The following is a 15,530-nucleotide window of genomic DNA, read 5'->3' on the forward strand; positions in this document are numbered from 1 at the left end:
GCGCGGGCGCCCAGGCCGAGATCATGGTTCGCGGACTGCGGAGTCTGCGGAGCTTCCGCGAACTCGTGGTGCACGACAGCGACCCGGAACGCGCATCGCAATTCGCCGCCCGGCACGGCGGCCGGATCCTCGGCACGGCCACCGGAGTCGCCGCGGCGGCCGATGTCGTACTCCTCTCCACCTGGTCACGCACCCCCTTGCTGAGCCTCGCCGACAGCCGCCCCGGACAGCACTTCACCACGCTCGGCGCCGACGAACCCGGCAAGCAGGAACTCTCCGCCGATCTGCTCGCCTCCGCCCTCCTCGTCGTCGACGACCGCGAGCAGGCCGCAGCGACGGGGGCCCTGGCCGCGGCGGGACTGCCCGCCACCGCCGCCGACGCCACCCTCGGCGAGCTGCTCGGCGGCGCGCACCCCGGCCGTACCTCCCGCACGGCCCGTTCCGTCTACGCACCGGTCGGGCTCCCCTGGCAGGACCTGGCCGTTGCCTGGACCGCCTACCGGAGGGCAGAACTCCGCTCTGTCGGAACGCAGATCGATCTTCTCGGATGAAGCCGGCGGTGATGCGAGACTGTGAGGGGTGAGAAAAGAGGGGCTCACCATTCGGGGCGGAGGAAGAGAACAATGCGGGTCGGAGCCGGGGCTTGAGAATTCTGCACACATCGGACTGGCACCTGGGGCGCTCGTTCCACCGGGTCCCCCTGCTCGAAGCCCAGGCCGCCTACCTGGACCACCTGGTGGAAACGGTGCGCGAGCACGAGGTGGACGCGGTCCTCGTCGCGGGTGATGTGTACGACAGGGCCGTTCCGCCGCTGTCCGCCGTCCAGCTCTTCGACGACGCGCTGCACCGGCTCGCCGCCGCCGGTGTGCCCACCGTGATGATCTCCGGGAACCACGACTCGGCACGCAGACTGGGCGTCGGCGCGGGACTGATCGGACGGGCCGGGATCCATCTGCGGACCGACCCCGCCGGCTGCGCCACCCCCGTCGTCCTGCGGGACGCGCACGGCGACGTGGCGTTCTACGGACTGCCCTACCTGGAACCGGCCCTGGTGAAGGACGTCCTCAAGGCGGAGCGCGCCGGGCACGAAGCGGTGCTGACCGCGGCCATGGAGCGGGTACGCGCAGACCTGGCGGGCCGCCCGGACAGCACCCGGTCCGTGGTGCTCGCCCACGCCTTCGTCGCGGGCGGCGAGCCCAGCGACAGCGAGCGCGACATCACCGTCGGCGGGGTGGCCGCCGTGCCCGCCGGAGTCTTCGACGGCGTCGACTACGTGGCGCTCGGCCATCTGCACGGCTGCCAGACCGTCACCGAACGCGTCCGCTACTCGGGCTCGCCGCTCGCCTACTCCTTCTCCGAGGTCAACCACCGCAAGACCATGTGGCTGATCGACCTCGACGCCTCGGGCACGGTCACCACCGAACGCGTCGACTGCCCGGTGCCGCGCCCCCTCGCCAGACTCCGCGGCCGCCTCGACGACCTCATCGACGACCCCGCGCTGGGGCAGCACCGGGAGTCCTGGATCGAGGCCACCCTCACCGACCCGGTGCGCCCGGTCGAGCCGATGGCCCGGCTCGTCGAGCGGTTCCCGCACACGCTCAGCCTCGTATTCGAACCCGACCGGGCCCCCGACGACCCGCTCGCCTCGTACGCACAGCGCCTCAAGGGGCGCGACGACCAGCAGATCGCCGAGGACTTCGTGGCACATGTGCGGGGCGGCTCCGCGGCCGACGAACAGGAACGAACGGTGCTGCGCGGCGCCTTCGACCACGTCCGGGTGGACGACACCCTGCGAGAGGTGAACCGTTGAGACTCCATCGGCTCACCGTCACCGCCTTCGGACCGTTCGGCACCACCCAGGACATCGACTTCGACGCCCTCTCGTCGGCCGGTCTCTTCCTGTTGCACGGGCCGACCGGCGCCGGGAAGACCTCGGTCCTCGACGCGGTCTGCTACGCCCTCTACGGCGCGGTGCCCGGCGCCCGCCAGAGCCCCGGCACCTCTCTGCGCAGTGACCATGCCCCCGCGGATCTCGCCACCGAGGTCGCACTGGAACTGACCATCGGTGGCCGGCGCCTCGAAATCACCCGGCGCCCAGCACAGCCCCGCCCCAAGAAGAAGGGCAGCGGCTTCACGACGGAGAAGGCCCGGAGTCTGCTGCGGGAGTACGACCCCGACGACGGCTGGCGGCCGCTCAGCCGCTCGCACCAGGAGATCGGCGAGGAGATCACCCAGCTCATCGGCATGAGCCGGGAACAGTTCTGCCAAGTGGTGCTCCTGCCGCAGGGCGACTTCGCACGCTTCCTGCGCGCCGATGCCGAGGCGCGCGGCAGACTTCTCGGCAGGCTCTTCGACACCCGCCGTTTCGCCGCCGTCGAGGAGCGCCTGGCCGAACTGCGCCGTACCGCCGAGACCAGGGTCAGGGCCGGGGACGAACGCGTCCTCGCGGCAGCCCAGCGGATCGCCCAGGCCGCCGGCCCCGCCGCGCGCGAATCGCCGCTCCCCGATGTCCAGCCCGGCGAACCGGGGCTCGCCGAGGGCGTGCTGGAGTGGGCGGCGACAGCCCGCAGCGGCGCCCGCGAACGGCTCGACATCGCCGCCTGTGTCCTGGCCATGGCCGAAGGCCGGCAGTCGGCCGCCCGTCTGGCCCTCGACGGCGCACGCGAACTCGCCGCGCTCCAGCAGCGGTACGAGGAGACGCGGCGCCGCGCCGCCGCACTCGAAACCCGCCGCCCCGACCGCGACCGCTGGCACGAACGCCTGGCACGGGCTCGCAAGGCGGACCTGGTCGCGCCCGCTCTGGACCTGCGCGAGGAGGCCGAGCGCGCGTACCGCACGGCCTGTCAGGCCCGCGACCGCGCCCGTGCGATGCTGCCCGACGCGCTGGCCGAGGCCGGTGCCGAACAGCTGGCGGAGCTGGAGCGACGGCTCCGGCAGGAGCTCGGCGGGCTCGACGCCGCGAGGCGTGCCGAGCGGCGCAGCGCACAGATCGACACCGAGCGGGCCGGACTGGAGCGCCAGGCCAGGGCCGACGAGGAGCTGATCCGCGAAGCGGAGGTCTGGCTGGCCGGCTGGGAGTCCACCCGCGACGGACTGCGGGCACGCATCGAGGCGGCTCAGGAGGCCGCGACCCGGGCCGAACAGCTGGCCGGCCGGCTGGAGCCCGCCCGTGCCCGGCTGGACGCGGCCCGCCGCCGGGACGCGCCCGCCGCCCAGGTGTCGGCCGCCGCCGAGCGGCTGGCCGCGGCCCGCGAGCGGGCCGCCGCGGCCCACGAGTCGTGGCTGGAGCTCCGCGAACGACGACTGCGGGACATCGCAGCGGAACTGGCGGCGGAGCTGGTGGACGGCGAGGACTGCAAGGTCTGCGGCTCGGCCGACCACCCCAACCCGGCCCGCGCGGCCGACGGGCATGTCGACCGGACCACCGAGGAGAGGGCGCTCGACGCCTACCGCCGGGCCGAGGAGGCGCGTACGCGCGCGGACCGGGAACTCGGCGTCGTACGCGAGCAGCACACCGCCGCCCGCGCGGCCGCACAGTCGGCGGTGCCGCAGCCGAGGCACGGGGCCGATGCCGCAGAACCGGCCGTGTCCGGATGCGTGACCGGGAGCGCCGCCGCCGGTTCGGCCGGACCGCCGTCGACGACCAGGACCGGCACGGTGGCCGCCGGCCCGGCCGGCACCGGGCCCGACACCGACCCCACCGTTGCCGAACTCGGCGCGCTCGTCGACCGGTTGACGAGCATGCATGCCGAGGCGTACCGCACCGCTGCGGGCATGCACGCCGCGCGTGAGGCCCTCGCAGCCGCCGAGCGGGAACAGGCCGAACGCCTCGGCGGCAGGCAGCTCGCCGAACGCCGGGCCGCGGCCCGCACCTCCCTGCGTGAAGGTCTCGACCGCGAACAGGCCTCACTGGAAGCCGAGTTGGTGACCGCGCGCGGCAAGTCCGGCAGCGTGGCCGAGCACGCCGCGCTGCTGGAGCGCCGGGTCGCGGTGCTCGCCGCGGCCACCGAGGCGGTACGCGACGAGGAGGCGGCCGCACAGCACCGCAAGGAGGCCGACGACCGGCTCGCGGACGCCGCGTTCCGGGCAGGTTTCGACACCCCGCAGGCCGCGGCCGAAACCCTCCTCACCGATGCCGCGCAGCGCGAACTCCAGCGGCTCGTCGACGCCTGGCAGTCCGAGGCCGCGGCAGTGACCGACCGTCTGGCGGAGACGGGGGCCAGGGCCGCCGCCGACCTCCCGCCGGCCGCGGTGGACGCCGCACAGGCCACGTACGACACGGCCGAGCGGCTGCTGCGGGACGCCTCCGCCGCACTGGCCGCCGCACGCGAGCGCTGCGCCGAACTCGGCCGGCTCTCGCGCGGCGCCACGGACGAGGTGCGGGGACTCGGCCCGCTGCGCGCGGAGTACGACCGGGTTGCACGGCTGGCCGGACTCACCGCGGGCACCTCCGCGGACAACGAACGCAAGATGCGGCTGGAGTCGTACGTGCTCGCCGCCAGGCTCGAACAGGTCGCCGCCGCAGCCACCGCACGGCTGCAGCGCATGTCGTCCGGCCGCTACACCCTGGTGCACTCCGACGCCCGCACCGGAGGCCGCAGATCGGGCCTCGGACTGCATGTCGTCGATGCCTGGACCGGCCGCGAGCGCGACACGGCGACGCTCTCGGGCGGCGAGACGTTCTTCGCCTCGCTCGCCCTCGCGCTGGGCCTCGCCGATGTCGTCACCGACGAGGCGGGCGGGGTACGGCTGGACACCCTCTTCATCGACGAGGGCTTCGGCAGTCTGGACGACCAGACCCTCGACGAGGTGCTCGACGTACTGGATTCGTTGCGCGAGCGGGACCGCAGCGTCGGAATCGTCAGCCATGTCGCCGATCTGCGTCGCCGCATCCCCGCACAGCTCGAAGTGGTGAAGGAACGGCACGGTTCGGAGGTGCGGCACCGCACCTCCGGGGAGGTCAGCGGCTGATGGCGCGACGGGGGAGCGGCGAGGAGTAGACGACGCTCGTGGTCACCGAACCGAGGGCGCCGATCCTGCCCGAGACCTCCTCCAGGTGACTCATCGAGCGGGCGGTGACCTTCAGTACGAAGCAGTCGTCGCCGGTGACATGGTGGGCCTCCACGATCTCCGGAGTCGTGTCGAGCAGATCGTGGAACGGCTTGTAATGGCCGTTCGGGTAACGGAGCCGGACGAGGGCGAGAATCGGCAGCCCGAGCCGCTCCGGGTCGACCACGGCGGCGTAACCGCTGATCACCCCCGCCTCCTCCAGCCTGCGCACCCGCTCGGTCACGGCGCTCGGGGACATCGCCACCGCGCGCGCCAGCTCGGCGAACGACGCGCGCCCCTCGCGTTGCAGGACATCAAGGATGCGCCAGTCGGTGGCGTCCGGGGAATAGTCGGTCATGCCCTGGAGACAACAGGGAAATCCCCGGCAGATCAAGCGCTGTGCCGGGGATCTCATCTTCCGGGGGACGGATCACCGGCCATAGATTTCTGGGCATGACCTCGCAGCTCACCGCCACCGCGGCCCACCCCGTCCTCCGCGTCCCGCCGGCCTCCCCGGCGGCGGCCGCCGCCTACTTCGGCGCCTCGCTCGCCTTCCACGCGGACGTCTCCGATGTCGCCGCCGCGCTCGCGGCCGACGACGATCCGGGCTTCGTGCTCCTGGACTCGCGCTCCACCGAATCCTGGGACCAGGGGCATGTCCCCGGCGCGGTCCACCTGCCGACCGCGCTCATCGCCGAGCAGGCCCACCACCTTCTCGACCCGGCAGTTCCCGTGGTCACGTACTGCTGGGGCCCCGGCTGCAACGGCGCGACGCGGGCCGCGCTCGCCCTCGCCGAACTCGGCTACCGGGTCAAGGAGATGCTCGGCGGCTTCGAGTACTGGGTGCGCGAGGGCTTCGAGTTCGAGACCTGGGAGGGGCGGCAGCGGCGCGAAGCGGACCCGCTCACCGCACCGGTCCGTTCCGGCGACTGCGGCTGCTGACCGACCGGACCGAGCCGGTCCCCCCTCCCGGCTGCCCCGACTGGCCTTGCCGGACCGGCTGTTCAGGCCACAGAGGCGATCGGCGACCGGGCTGGTGGCGTGAACCGAGCCCGGCCGCCGGGGTCTCGCGTCAGAGCTTGGACAATTCGTCGACGAGATCGTCGAGTCCGAGCGGCCCCTGCGACAGGGCGGCCATGTGCCAGGCCTTGGCGTCGAACGCGTCACCGTGGGCCTTGCGGGCGTTCTCCCGGCCCAGCAGCCAGGCGCGCTCGCCCAGCTTGTAACCGATGGCCTGTCCCGGCATCGAGAGATAACGGGTCAGTTCGCTCTCCACGAAGTCGGCGGGACGGCCGCTGTGGTTGCCGAAGAACTCCTGCGCCAGATCGGGGGTCCACCGCTCACCGGGGTGGAACGGGGAGTCCGCCGGGATCTCCATCTCCGCATGCATGCCGATGTCCACGATCACCCGGCAGGCCCGCATCATCTGCGCGTCCAGATAGCCGAGGCGCCGCTCCGCGTCGGGCAGGAAGCCCAACTCGTCCATGAGCCGCTCCGCGTACAGCGCCCAGCCCTCGGCATTGGCGCTGACACCGCCGATCGACGCCTGGTAGCGGGACAGGCTGTCGGCGACATGCGTCCACTGGGCGATCTGGAGGTGGTGGCCGGGCACACCCTCGTGGTACCAGGTGGACACCAGGTCGTACACCGGGAAGCGGGTCTCGCCCATTGTGGGCAGCCAGGTGCGGCCGGGGCGCGAGAAGTCCTCGGAGGGGCCTGTGTAGTACGGGGCCGCGGCGCCGCCGGGCGGGGCGATGCGGGACTCCACCTTCCGTACGCGTTCGGCGAGTTCGAAGTGCGTACCGTCCAACGCCTCGATCGCCTCGTCCATCAGCTCCTGCAGCCAGGCCTGGACCTCGTCGACTCCCTCGATGTGCTTGCCGTGCACATCGAGATGGGCCAGCGCCTCCCAGGGGCCGGCGCCGGGCAGCACCTTCTCGGCCTCGGTCCTCATCTCGGCGAGCAGCCGGTGGTACTCGGACCAGCCGTACGCGTACGCCTCGTCGAGGTCCAGGTCGGTGCCGTTGAAGTAGCGGGACCAGCGGGCGTACCGCTCGCGGCCCACGGTGTCGGGCGCACCCTCGACCGCGGGGGCGTACACATCGCGCATCCAGTCGCAAAGCTCCACGACCGACTCCGTGGCCTGCCGGGCTGCGTCGTCCAGATCGGCACGCAGCCCCGCGGGTCCGGCGGCCACGAACTCCTGGAAAAAGCCCGAACCGCCTTCACCCGCCCATTCGTCGAGCTGGCCGATGAAGGTGGCGGTGGCGCGCGGACCGCCGTAGAGCTTGCGCTCCAGGCCGAGCGCCAGCGACTCGTGGTAGCCCCTGAGCGCGGCGGGCACCGCGCGCAGCCGGTCCACGACCGCCGCCCAGTCCTCGTCGGTCTCGGTCGGCGTCACGGTGAACACCTCACGGACGCTGTGCGCCGGGGAAGCCAGATTGGAGACCGCGCGCAGCCCCTCGTCGGCTTCATGAACGGCGAGTTCCGCCATGAGGCGTTCGCGCAGAAGGCGGCCGCAGCGGCGCTCCGCATCGCTGTCCGCGCCGGGCAGTTGTTCGGCGGCATCGAGCTTCGTCAGGGTGGCGCGGGCCAGCTCGGCACGGGCGTCCTGTCCTGCGGGGGAGAAATCGGGAAGGCGGCGCGAGCTCTCCGCGACACCGAGGTAGGTGCCGGCGATCGGGTCGAGTTCGATGAACGCGTCGACATAGGTGTCGGCGACCTGGCGGGGCAGCGCGCTGCTGGAAGTGTCTGACATGCGGACATCCTCGTACGGCGGGGGCCTCGGCGTCATCACCATTCGGTCTCAGTGGCCTGACTCAGCCGATTCTGCGGACGGTGGCAGCAGCGGCCCGCACTCCCACTGCTGGAATATCAGCCTGGTCTCGACCCTGGCCACTTCGCGGCGCGAGGTGAATTCGTCCAGTACCAGGCGTTGCAGATCGGCCGTGTCCGTGACCGCGACATGGACCAGATAGTCGTCCGGGCCGGTCAGATGGAAGAGCGCACGGGACTCCGGCAACGTCCTGATGCGTTCGACGAACGGACCGATGAGCTCTCTGCGGTGCGGCCGGACCTGTACGGAGAGCAGCGCCTCCAGGCCCCGGCCGAGCCGCGCCGGGTCCAGCCGCAGCTGGTGGCCGAGAATGACACCGGACCGGCGCAGCCTGGTCACCCGGTCCAGGCAGGTCGACGGTGCGACGCCGACCTCGGCGGCCAGCTCGCGATAGGTGGTCCGGGCATCGTTCTGCAGCAGTCGCAGAATGTGCAGATCCACCGGGTCCAGAGCGACAGAATCGGCCATCTGCCGAACGTAACACGGGAGATGGCCTCGAAGTCCCGGTGGTTGTTCAGAGTGGTGACATGGACACCGAATCCTCGATGGCGCCCCCGACGACAACCCGGTCCAGGGCGCTGGCCACCGAAGCCGTGCACGCGGGACGCGACGATCTCGCGGCCCTCGGACTGCACGCCCCGCCGATCGACCTGTCCACCACCTACCCCTCCTACGACTCCAGGGGCGAGGCCGAGCGGATCGACACCTTCGCCGCCACCGGAGCCAGGCTCGAAGGGCCGCCGGTCTACGCCCGGTTGGACAACCCGACGACGGCCCGGTTCGAGACCGCCCTCGCCCGGCTCGAAGGGACCGAGAGCGCCGTGTCGTTCGCCAGCGGAATGGCGGCGCTCACCGCCGTGCTGCTGGTCCGCGCGAGCATGGGACTGCGCCATGTGGTCGCCGTCCGGCCGCTCTACGGATGCAGTGATCATCTGCTCGGCGCCGGGCTGCTGGGCACGGAGGTGACCTGGACCGATCCGGCGGGCATCGCGGCGGCGATCCGTCCGGACACCGGGCTGGTGATGGTGGAGACGCCTGCCAACCCGACGCTCGCCGAGGCCGACATCCGGGCGATCGCGCACTCCTGCGGCTCCGTGCCGCTGCTCGTCGACAACACCTTCGCCACCCCGGTACTTCAGCGGCCCGTCGAGCACGGTGCCCGGATCGTGCTGCACAGCGCCACCAAGTACCTGGGTGGGCACGGCGACGTGATGGGCGGCGTCGTCGCCTGCGACGAGGAGTTCGCGGCCCGTCTGCGACAGGTGCGTTTCGCCACCGGCGGGGTCCTGCACCCGATGGCCGGGTATCTGCTGCTGCGCGGCCTTTCCACGCTCCCGGTACGGGTACGGGCGGCATCCGCGAGCGCCGCCGAACTCTCCCGCAGACTGACCGCCGATCCGCGCGTCGCCAGGGTCCACTACCCGAAGCTGGGCGGAGCGATGGTTTCGTTCGAGGTGTACGGGGATCCGCACCGGGTGATCTCCGCCGTGCGGCTCATCACGCCCGCGGTGAGCCTCGGCAGCGTGGACACCCTGATCCAGCATCCGGCCTCCATCAGCCACCGCATCGTGGACGAGGGCGATCGGCAGGCATCCGGCGTCGGGGACCGGCTGCTGCGCATGTCGGTCGGTCTGGAGGACATCGAGGACCTGTGGGCCGATCTGTGCCAGGCGCTGGGCTCGCAGGAGGTCGGACGGAAGGCCACGTCGTCCGCGGCCGGGGAGTCAGCGACCGGCCTGCTCGTACGGGGGCAGTGAACGGACGGGCGTCGCTTCCAGCCGGGCGGTGACGACCAGGGTGCCCTCCTCGATCTGGTAGTCCAGCGGCAGGGACAGCGCGCGCATGGCCGCGACCATGCCGGTGTTGGACGACTGGGTGACGGCATAGACGCTCTCGCAGCCCGCCTCGATGGCGAGTGCCACCAGGCGGCGAAGGAGCTCGGAGCCGATGCCGCGGCGCTGCCAGTCGTCCTCCACGAGGAGGGCTACCTCGGTCTCGTCGCCGTCCCAGAGGAGGTGACCGAGCGCGACCAGTCGGCCCGAGGCCGTCTGCACGGCCAGCGTGCGGCCGAAGCGCGGACTCAGCAGGTGGTCCAGGTAACGGTCGGCGTCGTGGACCGGTCCGTGGTAGCGCAGCCGGAGCGTCTGCTCGGAGCAGCGATCGTGCATCGCACGCGCTGCTCCGAGGTCACCGCGGTCCGCGCGGCGCACGGTGATCTCGCTGCCCTCGGGCAGCGTGAGCACGTGCTCGGCGCGCGGGACGCGGGGGCCGAGCCGGGCATCGAGCTCGACCAGGGCACGGGCACGGGCGAACTCGGTCGGCGTGAACGGAAGATAGGGCCGTTCGATGGTGATGGCACCCCCGGACGGGTCGCGCAGCCGCATCACCGTCTCCTCCAGCACTCCTTCGGCGGGCGCGCTCTCACCGGTCGCCCGGCCGGTGATCGACACGGCGGGCAGCGAGTGGATGGTGCAACGGCCGAGCAACTGCCGCAGCGCGAGGGGGAGTTCGGCGGCATCCAGGGCGGTGCGAGTGGCGAGGCCCAGGATGCGCGTCGGGGCATCCACCAGGTCGTGCGCGTCGGCCCGTTCGATCCAGGTCGAGCTGCCGCCGGCGGCGGAGATCGCCCGGCTCAGCTGCTGGGCCGGGAGCGGGGCGGGCGCGCGCAACAGGAACTCGTCGACCGTGCCCTGTGCCAGCGGGTGCGTCTGCAGGGTCAGGATGTCGACGCGGTGCCGGGCGAGCGCGCCGCACAGCGCCGCCAGGCTGCCGGGGGCGTCCTGCACCGTGGTCCGCATCCGCCACAGCACCGTGTCTTCGGGGGCGGGGGCCGGACCCGCTGCGGTGGGCGTGCTCACGAGTGCGGCCGCGGCGGCGTCGGCGTGGTGGCCCGGGACCGCACCGTCGCCGACCCCCTCGGCGAGGAGGTCGGTGCCGGTGCCGGTCGGCGGCGGGGCGTGGCTGTGCCGCCGGGCCCACCAAGTGTGGAACGCGGCCGTAATCGCCAGGGCCACGGCCGAGGCGATCAGGAGATACGGTCCGTCCGGCTGGTGCCCGATCAGGTTCGCGATGGCGTCGGCCACCGCGACCGCGGTGAACAGTGCGGCCAGCTCGGTCACGTCGCGCCGCCAGTGGTGGGAACGGCGGGCGGTCTTCGCGGAGGTCACATCAGTCATGCATTCACTCTGACCGAGCGTTGTTGCCTGATCACGAACGCCCTGTGACCGATGGGTTAAGTGCGAATCTGATCCCTTTCTCGTCGTTTTTATCCGTTGGCTCCACCCATCGGTTTCCTCCGCCAGAGGCCATCTGCACCGCAAGTCCCAACCGCTCGGAATCCCGACCCTCCAAGGTCCTGGCTGACCAAGCCCGGCTGTCCAGGTCCCGGCTGTCCAGGTCCCCGCGGTTGCCGCTCCGGTCCGTTGTCACGGCGCCTTCCCCCTGACGGCTCCGGTTCTCTGCGGCAGCCCGATGGCTCTGGTTCCCTGTGACGGCCCGATGGCTTCGGGCCGTCACCCGCCGTCCGCTGCGGTGACCACGATCTTCCTGGCGGTCACGCCCGCGCCGTACTCCGCTCCCAGGCGTCCTTCAGCCGTGCCGCCTGGCGTACCAGCTGCGAAGATCCACCACGCGCGGCCGTTTCGGCGAGGCCGGGTATCTGCTCGGCCCCCGTCGCCCCGCAGTGCTCGACGCACTCGGCGGCCACGGAGAGCAGGTCGCTCAGTCCGCGAGGCGCCTTCTCCTGGGCCAGCAGTCCCGGCAGAACACCGGTCAGCACGGACAGCACCGTTCGGTACGCGCCGGTGGCGGCAGCGGTACGGACGGAATCCGCCAGGCGGTTGGGCTTGATCAGACCGTGTCCGAGGAGGAGCGCCAACTCTTCGCCGAGCAGCGCCGCGTCGAGCTGCTGCCGGGCGGCGAGCATCAGGAAGGCGTCCACCGCCGAGAGCCGGTCCTCCGGATGCCGGGAGCCCAGCCCGTACGCCAGCGTCAGATGGACGGCCTCGCCCGCAGGCGAGTCGAGTTCGGCGAGCATCAGGAGCGGCTGGAGGGTGTCCCGTATCTCCTCGATCACACCGGTCGCGATGTCCGGCAACAGCCAGGCGGCCAGTGTCTCGGCGTCCTCGGGCAGGGTGGCGGTCCAGTGCTCCGGGTGGTCCCCCCAGTGATAACAGAGATGATGTGTCGGGACCTGCGGCCGGCCCAGCCAGTGGAAGGAACGAGGGAACTCCTCCTGGATGAACGGGCGTTCCCGGCTGGCCATCAGGACCCGGCACGACCGGACGACCGATTGCCCGTCCCGGACCTTCTCCTCCAGGTCGAAGCGGTACACCTGAGCAAGCGGCTGGTCGGTCCGCAGCCATGCCTCCAGCCGGTCACCTTCAGGGGTGCCGAGCAGTGCGGCCGCCTCCGCGGCCCCGTGCTGATCGCCACGCCGCACACGCAGCAGGGCCTGCGCGAAGTCGGCCTCACCGGGCCGGATCCCGAGCCGCTGGTACGTGCGCAGCCGCTCGACCAGCACGGCCGGTTCGAGCGAGCCGGTGTGCCAGGTGGGGACGGCCAGCAGGAACGGAGCGCCGCCGGTCAGCACCGCGTCGGCCGCCTCCCACAGCCGGGCCTTCAGGACGCCCACCAGTCCGGCGTGGGCGCAGGTCCCGGTGCCGGTCCAGGACACGCGCTCCTCCCGCACGGCCCGTGCCGACACCCGTCCGAGCAGCGCGGCCACCACGAGCCTGATCCCCGCATCCGAGCGAAGCCGCCGCTCGACCTGCGACTGCGGTTCGTCGACGAGCCACCACTCACCCGCCAGGGCGTCCCGCAGCGCGTCGGTCAACGCCGACCGGTCGGCGTGGGCGTGGCGCACCAAGCCGTCCAGCGCCCGCTCGAAGGCGGTGACCTCCGGCGTCGCCGATCTGACCAGGGTCACCACCTCCTCGACCAGTTCCGGCAGCGTCTCAGGTGCCGGATCCAGCGGCTGCGGAGTCGGCGCCGGGGGCAGCAGCTCCTCGTACTCCTCCGTCCCGGTCTGCTCGGCCGCCGGAGCGCCGAATACCTCGGTCACCTTCATGCGGTGCGCCGGGCCCAGCAGCGCGGCCGACAGGGCGAGTTCTTCCCGTACCGGGGCTCCGGCCACGGGCAGGTACCGGGCCACGAGTTTGAGCGCCCGCTCCTGGATGTCGATGTCCTCGTGCTCGAAGGCGCCCGCGACGACGGGCAGCAGTGCGTCGACCGCCGACGGATCGCGGCGCAGCACCTTGCCGAGCAGCACCAGCTGGGAGCGGACCAACTTCTTCTCGGTGCGGAACACCACCGACTCCGAGACATCCGCCAGGGCCCGCACGGAAAGCTCACCACGCCCGTCCAGCCGGGCGAGCACCCCCTGGGCATGACCGGCGACGGTGGAGCTGCCGTCCGCGGCCATCCCGATCCAGTCCGGGATCCGCTCCGCCTCCTCCTGCTCGGTCAGGCCGAGCTCGCGCAGAACGGTCAGGAAGAAGCGCAGTTCGCTGGACTTTCCGCCGCGCAGCAGTCGGGCCACGCAACCGTCGACGAGAACCGACCGCTCCAGCAGTCCCTCCTCCGGGAGTGCGGCCAGTGTGGTGCCCCACCGGCACGGATCGTTCGGGTCGTCGCTCCAGAGCAGCTGCGGAGGCAATTCCGTCAACTCGAAGAGCCGCGGCAGGAGGGCCGCCGCGTACGGATCGGCACGGAGCACCTCGACGAGCGGCTGCCTCTTGCGCCGTTGCCACTGTGCAATCGAGATGGTGCTGGCCCAGCCCCGCACGAAACCTTCCGTCGTGGGCACGGGACACTGCGCCTTCTTCACCAGTCCGGCGATCAGCTCGTACAGGGTCTCCGCCGTCGTGGGCCGGGCCGCCAGCCGGTGCGCGACGTCACCGAGCCACTCCTGGTCACGGTCCGCCAGAACAGCGAGGATCAGTGGGAAGGGCGGGCGACTCCAACCGAGCAGATCCCGGCCGCCGATCCAGGTGGCGCAGCCTGCGGCGCCCGTGTGGCATCCCGCACCGGCCACCAGCAGAGCCCTGAGGACCTTGTCCTGCTGCGCCCAGTGCCAGCTCCGCACCTCCTTCCGGAGCGCCTTCAGCTCGACCAGCGCCGCTCTGCGTTCCGCCCGGTCCATCCCGGCGAGCAGGGCCGGCACTTCGTGCGCACGCGATTCCCGGACGGCGGAGAGAAGCTCCTTCATCGCGCACCCCCGGCGACCGGCGCACCGCGACGGACCATCCGGACGGCCAGGGCGTGCTTGCACGGGCCCCGCCGGCCTCGGTAGTCCGCCCACCACTGGCAGGTACAGCTCAGCATTCCGTCCTTCTCCCTCACCTGGTAGCGGCGTTCTCCCGAGGTCACGGCCGCCACGTCTGTGTCGATCACGACCGCACCCGAGCCGGCCAATTGCCGGGCCGCCACCAGGCGCGGATTGTGCCGCTCGGCCCGGTCGGCGTCGTACGGCAACTCGCGGTGGAAGTAGGACGCGTCGGCGAGGTCGTAGCCGACCCGGCCCGCCGTCCCCAGCCGGGTGAGCGCGGCCCGTACCCGTTCCACCGTGAGACCCGATTGTTCCGCCAGGTCCGCGAGGTCGATCTGCGGCTCCCAGGCCAGCAGCACGGACACCAACTCGGCGTCGGCCGCCGCGTCGTCGGTGGCCAGCGCGTCGAGCACCCCGCCCTCGCCCGAGAAACCTCGGGAGGCATCGGGCGAGAGCGTCAGGGTGAGACGCATGCCCGGCAGCACCACCTCCCAGGCGCTCGCGGTCGCCGCCCCGTCGGCGACCGGCCCGTACACCCGCAGCGAGGTGGCATGACGGAGCACCCGCTGCAACGCCACCAGCCGCTCGGGCCCCGGCAGACACACCGCCCCGGGCACCGGCCGAGTCGTCGGCCGCAGCGTCTTCCCGGCGGGAACCACCCACCGGGCGCCCCGCGAGGCGTTCCCCGATGAACGCGGCAGCGAGCGGAGGAACCGGACGGCCTCGGCGGCCGGCAGCTCGGCCCGCAGATCGAAACCGACCGACACCACCTGGGCCTCGGCGAAGCCGCGCAGCCACCGGTCGGGCAGCGGCACCTTCTTCTCCACGACCGGACCGTCCAGCGTGGTGACGGCCATCTCGTCCGGACCCACCCGCAGATGGAGCGGATCGTCCCCCGCTATCCGCGAAAGCGCCTCCCGCAGTGGATTGTTGACATCCACATTCGTCGTGCCGTGACCCGTCCGCGCACCGTCCAGACCGTCCTGAAGCACATCGAGGCGCGCGTACACCCCGCAGCAGCCGGAGAACGACTCGAAGCGCAGCCGGTCGCCGTTGCCCGTCACCACCGGGTCGAGTGACGCGGGCAGGGTGCGCTGGTAGTAGCGCGTGGACGCCACGTCCGCCACGGCCAGCAGGCCCCGGGCCGCGATCCCCGGCGATGTGAGGAAGCCGGAGAAGAACCGGGGGTGGGCCTCGGCCCCCCGCGGTGTGAGGCCACCGGAGGTCTCCAGGCCGAGGAGTTGCCCCGCCTGCGAGGAATCCAGGGCGGACGGGCGTGCGTAGGCCAATGCCTGAACGGATCGGGTCATGTAAAAACCGTAGATCCCACCACTGACAATCGGTCCCCGGTCATCGCCCGGGGACCGATCGCCGGGC

The 15,530-nt window shown here is 72.1% G+C and carries 10 protein-coding genes and 1 pseudogene; 5 read left to right on the top strand and 6 right to left on the bottom strand.

The window, feature by feature from the left end:
* From ABZY11_RS25145 to ABZY11_RS25155, 3 genes and pseudogenes are all read left to right on the top strand, one after another.
* Positions 1-551: pseudogene (locus ABZY11_RS25145) on the top strand (ornithine cyclodeaminase family protein); the annotation flags it as partial.
* A 92-nt stretch (positions 552-643) separates the two neighbouring features.
* Entirely contained in the window at positions 644-1,810 is a 1,167-nt protein-coding gene (locus tag ABZY11_RS25150; protein ID WP_356481301.1) for an exonuclease SbcCD subunit D, read from the top strand.
* The gene (locus ABZY11_RS25155) at positions 1,807-4,971 is read left to right on the top strand and encodes an SMC family ATPase (protein ID WP_356481302.1); all 3,165 of its coding nucleotides are present in this window, start codon (positions 1,807-1,809) and stop codon (positions 4,969-4,971) included. Before ABZY11_RS25150 ends, ABZY11_RS25155 begins: the two co-directional genes overlap by 4 nt.
* Here ABZY11_RS25155 and ABZY11_RS25160 read toward each other — a convergent pair.
* On the bottom strand, positions 4,961-5,407 hold the full coding sequence (locus ABZY11_RS25160) for an Lrp/AsnC family transcriptional regulator (protein ID WP_356481303.1): 447 nt from the start codon (positions 5,405-5,407) through the stop codon (positions 4,961-4,963). The genes ABZY11_RS25155 and ABZY11_RS25160 overlap by 11 nt on opposite strands.
* Positions 5,408-5,502: 95 nt before the next feature.
* On the opposite strand from ABZY11_RS25160, the gene ABZY11_RS25165 reads away from it, so the two are divergent.
* A complete protein-coding gene (locus tag ABZY11_RS25165; protein WP_356481304.1) occupies positions 5,503-5,991 on the top strand; it encodes a rhodanese-like domain-containing protein in 489 nt (162 codons plus the stop codon).
* 130 nt (positions 5,992-6,121) lie between these two features.
* On the opposite strand, the gene ABZY11_RS25170 is transcribed toward ABZY11_RS25165, so the two are convergent.
* Both ABZY11_RS25170 and ABZY11_RS25175 read right to left on the bottom strand, forming a co-directional pair.
* Positions 6,122-7,807, bottom strand: a complete 1,686-nt coding sequence (locus ABZY11_RS25170; protein ID WP_356481305.1) for a DUF885 domain-containing protein — start codon at positions 7,805-7,807, stop codon at positions 6,122-6,124.
* 48 nt (positions 7,808-7,855) lie between these two features.
* Positions 7,856-8,353 carry an Lrp/AsnC family transcriptional regulator gene (locus ABZY11_RS25175; protein WP_093548898.1) on the bottom strand — a complete coding sequence of 166 codons (498 nt, stop codon included), beginning with the start codon at positions 8,351-8,353 and terminating at the stop codon, positions 7,856-7,858.
* A 59-nt stretch (positions 8,354-8,412) separates the two neighbouring features.
* Here ABZY11_RS25175 and ABZY11_RS25180 point away from each other — a divergent pair, with 59 nt between their 5' ends.
* A complete protein-coding gene (locus ABZY11_RS25180) occupies positions 8,413-9,642 on the top strand; it encodes a PLP-dependent transferase (RefSeq protein WP_356481306.1) in 1,230 nt (409 codons plus the stop codon).
* Here the strand turns inward: ABZY11_RS25180 and ABZY11_RS25185 are convergent.
* The 3 genes from ABZY11_RS25185 to ABZY11_RS25195 all read right to left on the bottom strand — a co-directional run bounded on the left by ABZY11_RS25185 (position 9,610) and on the right by ABZY11_RS25195 (position 15,463).
* Entirely contained in the window at positions 9,610-11,061 is a 1,452-nt protein-coding gene (locus ABZY11_RS25185; RefSeq protein ID WP_356481307.1) for a GNAT family N-acetyltransferase, read from the bottom strand. The two genes, ABZY11_RS25180 and ABZY11_RS25185, sit on opposite strands and share 33 nt — an antisense overlap.
* Positions 11,062-11,438: 377 nt before the next feature.
* Positions 11,439-14,093, bottom strand: coding sequence for a DUF6493 family protein (locus ABZY11_RS25190; RefSeq protein WP_356481308.1), 2,655 nt, complete (start codon positions 14,091-14,093; stop codon positions 11,439-11,441).
* A complete protein-coding gene (locus ABZY11_RS25195) occupies positions 14,090-15,463 on the bottom strand; it encodes an SWIM zinc finger family protein (RefSeq protein ID WP_356481309.1) in 1,374 nt (457 codons plus the stop codon). Before ABZY11_RS25195 ends, ABZY11_RS25190 begins: the two co-directional genes overlap by 4 nt.
* Positions 15,464-15,530 lie beyond the last annotated feature (67 nt).

Source organism: Streptomyces sp. NPDC006510, from assembly GCF_040611955.1.
Taxonomy (GTDB): domain Bacteria; phylum Actinomycetota; class Actinomycetes; order Streptomycetales; family Streptomycetaceae; genus Streptomyces.

Coding starts and splice junctions, on each gene's coding strand:
- ABZY11_RS25165 (WP_356481304.1), top strand. CDS start 5,503: ATGACCTCGCAGCTCACCGCCACCGCGGCCCACCCCGTCCTCCGCGTC.
- ABZY11_RS25185 (WP_356481307.1), bottom strand. CDS start 11,061: ATGACTGATGTGACCTCCGCGAAGACCGCCCGCCGTTCCCACCACTGG.
- ABZY11_RS25160 (WP_356481303.1), bottom strand. CDS start 5,407: ATGACCGACTATTCCCCGGACGCCACCGACTGGCGCATCCTTGATGTC.
- ABZY11_RS25170 (WP_356481305.1), bottom strand. CDS start 7,807: ATGTCAGACACTTCCAGCAGCGCGCTGCCCCGCCAGGTCGCCGACACC.
- ABZY11_RS25195 (WP_356481309.1), bottom strand. CDS start 15,463: ATGACCCGATCCGTTCAGGCATTGGCCTACGCACGCCCGTCCGCCCTG.
- ABZY11_RS25180 (WP_356481306.1), top strand. CDS start 8,413: ATGGACACCGAATCCTCGATGGCGCCCCCGACGACAACCCGGTCCAGG.
- ABZY11_RS25190 (WP_356481308.1), bottom strand. CDS start 14,093: ATGAAGGAGCTTCTCTCCGCCGTCCGGGAATCGCGTGCGCACGAAGTG.
- ABZY11_RS25175 (WP_093548898.1), bottom strand. CDS start 8,353: ATGGCCGATTCTGTCGCTCTGGACCCGGTGGATCTGCACATTCTGCGA.